Source organism: Longimicrobiales bacterium, from assembly GCA_028823235.1.
Taxonomy (GTDB): Bacteria; Gemmatimonadota; Gemmatimonadetes; order Longimicrobiales; family Gaopeijiaceae; genus UBA2589.
In genome coordinates, this window is sequence record JAPKBW010000066.1 from 1 (window position 1) to 2,718 (window position 2,718).

The following is a 2,718-nucleotide window of genomic DNA, read 5'->3' on the forward strand; positions in this document are numbered from 1 at the left end:
CGCCGGCATGGGAACCGGCACGGTGCTTTCCAGCCCCAGGTGCGCGACGATCTCGTCGTCCGCTCCTGCAGTACAGAGGAGTGGGCGCGCGAGTAGCGAGCGGAAGAGGAGGTGCATGGGTTCCTAGGTGGAAATGCCGGGCGCACAGATCCTATCCAGCCGACGACCGCGGGTGACGCGAGGCAGCGGCAATGAGTATCCCGACTCCCGTTACCTGTGCTCCAGAGTCTCGGCGACATGCTCGACGACCGGCAAGATCAAGTCGACATCGGCCGTGTCGAAGACAGCGTGGAACTCGAGCATCTGATCCTCCCCGTGCTTCACGACGAATATGCGTACTTCGAATACGTAACCGTCTTCCGTGTAGGTACCCATCTGCCCTGCTCCTTGGAGGGGACCCAGGGAGTTGAATGTGTCCAAGAAGGTCCAGTTTTCAGACTCCGCGTAGCCCTCGATCGTGATGCCGACTTCGGCTTCTTCGGACTCCTCTGACCAGTACGTGGTCACGCTCACGTACGCTCCGGATCCTTCGAGCTCTACAAAGTCGTACCCGGGATCGGATTCGTTCTCCTTGCTCTCCCAGTTCCCGGGAAAGGCGAATTCGATTCCATCGCCGCTGAAGATCTGGATGTTCTCGAGGTCGGGCTCCTCGGTCTGGAGAAGGACGAGCGCGCCGACGAGGACGACGAGCACCAGCGAGTACACGAACAGTGGTAGCGCGAGGAACCAGATAACCGTTGGCAGCGTTCGCGTCTTGAACAGTGCACGGACACCTCGGTAGCTGCAGAACACCGACCAGAAGAGGAACGCGAAGTCCGCGAAGTGCCACCATCCGATGGGCGAGTTGAAGGACTCCATAGGCGATGCGTGGGCCATGGCATCCCGCACCATGATGAGCATCGAGGGGAGCGCTGTGACCGTGGCCGAATACAGGTAGAGCCGACGGACCACTCCAGGATCTGGATTGCCTTGCACGCCTGCCATGTGGAGTCGAAACCGGTACCACCAGGTGCCGAGGAAAAAGTGCAGGATCAGCCCCACTATGGCGCCGGCCCCCAGCAGGTATCCCCAGTAATAGGCCCAGTTGGCGTTGAGCAGGTCCTCGTCGCCATCGAGGTGAGAGGAGTAGCTGGTAGCTCCGAGTATCCACGCGCAGAGGATGACGAGCGCTCCGGTGCTCTCCCTCGCGTAGTGCTTGAAGAACAGGGTGGGCCGAAAGTAAAGGTCCACGAGCCACAGCCAGGGACTCAGTTGTCGTTCGGCGGGCGGAAGTGCGTCGAACTTATCCACGAACGGCTGGTCGGGCGGGCTCTCGAACTCTCCTTCGCCATCGACTCCGGCATCGTCGTCGTACATGGCGTGTAATCTAGCAAGCTATTGATCAATAGCCTGCTAGTGAGGCGTGCGGGGGCTCCCAATCCGATTTCTGGATTCGATGTGTCACCATGCAGCGCGCTCTCGTGTCCAGCAGGCTCGTACTCTCGAGACTCATCGCCGATCGCCGGAAAGTAGCAGTAATATGGCATTTCAAGGACGCCCTCGGGAACTCGCTGCGAACAACACGCGCTTCTCCAAGGACAAGAGTTCCTACCGCACGAACGTGACGCTGATCATGCGGCAGGAGATTGGCAAGAACGTGTCGGCTCCTGGGTTCTACCTGCGCATCGACACGAAGAGCGCGATGGTCGGGACAGGGATCTGGCAGCCCGACGGACCTGCCGTCCTGAAGATCAGAACTGCGATTGCAGAGGACGCGAAGCGCCGAAAGGGTTCGACCCCGAGCCCAATTGACGGATGAGTCTTGATTCACTCATGCGCGGCGGCGCATGATTTATGGGTCTCACACAACTTTCGTCATGACTCTCTCCGCCACCTTCCTGCTCGGGCTCTGCTTGCTCTCGCCCCTCCCCGACCTCACTTTGCCGGGATTCAAGAAGGTGTCCCACCAGGTCGCCATCGAAAACCCCGAGGATTTTGACGGGTGGCTGGTGGTGGGCGCGACCTTGTTTGGGCCTTCCCATGTAACCGTCGCCGAGCCTGGGGTTCCTTTCTTCTACTCGAGCAAGTACGGAACTCGCATATACGCGCTGCCCCGCGGTACAGATTTGCCCACATCATCGGAGGGGGGAAGGGTGCCGCGCGCTGCGTTCGAAAGTTTCCTCCAGGCAAGGCCGCCCGTGTCCAGCCCATCTCAAGTCTCTGTTCTCTCGCCGGTTGCGAGCGTCCTGACGACCATTCGCATCGTGGACATCTCCGCTGCGGGCATCCAACTCGAAGCCGTGCGTACCCAAGAATTCGATTCCTCCAAGAAGCCCGTCAGCTGGTTACGAATCTGGGCGCTTCCCATCGCAGCCGTCGTTTGCGGAGTCGTAGGCCTGATCGCATTGCGCAAGCGAAGACTCAAGCGAGCAAGCGCTTGATCTCCACATACGCCTTCACCCTGCTCGCCACGATTGCTGTCGAGATCACGATCGCTGCTGGCCTCACGATAAAGTCCAGACCCAATGACATTTTGCTCGTCGTGCTCTGCGCCAATATGGTGACCCACCCCATCACCAACTCCCTGATCTACGGTCCCTGTTTCAATATCGGTTTCTGGCCCGTCGAAGCCCTGGTCGTTCTGTTTGAGTTCGCGATCTATCGCCTCATCGCGGGCCTAACCGTGCAGCGCGCCGCAGTCCTCGCGAGCGTGACCAACGCGATCACGATCGCCCTCTC

The 2,718-nt window shown here is 59.9% G+C and carries 4 protein-coding genes; 3 read left to right on the top strand and 1 reads right to left on the bottom strand.

Annotated features, from left to right (window positions below; all coding sequences use genetic code 11):
• Window positions 1-210: 210 nt before the first annotated feature.
• Entirely contained in the window at window positions 211-1,356 is a 1,146-nt protein-coding gene (locus OSA81_13565) for a hypothetical protein (protein ID MDE0900029.1), read from the bottom strand.
• Between the two features lie 163 nt (window positions 1,357-1,519).
• On the opposite strand from OSA81_13565, the gene OSA81_13570 reads away from it, so the two are divergent.
• The 3 genes from OSA81_13570 to OSA81_13580 form a co-directional block, all read left to right on the top strand.
• Complete coding sequence (locus OSA81_13570; GenBank protein ID MDE0900030.1) at window positions 1,520-1,798, top strand: DUF2461 family protein; 279 nt, start codon at window positions 1,520-1,522, stop codon at window positions 1,796-1,798.
• A gap of 58 nt (window positions 1,799-1,856) precedes the next feature.
• Window positions 1,857-2,420 carry a hypothetical protein gene (locus OSA81_13575; protein MDE0900031.1) on the top strand — a complete coding sequence of 188 codons (564 nt, stop codon included), beginning with the start codon at window positions 1,857-1,859 and terminating at the stop codon, window positions 2,418-2,420.
• The coding region (locus tag OSA81_13580; protein ID MDE0900032.1) for a hypothetical protein at window positions 2,417-2,718 on the top strand (302 nt) is incomplete at its 3' end. The genes OSA81_13575 and OSA81_13580, both read left to right, overlap by 4 nt.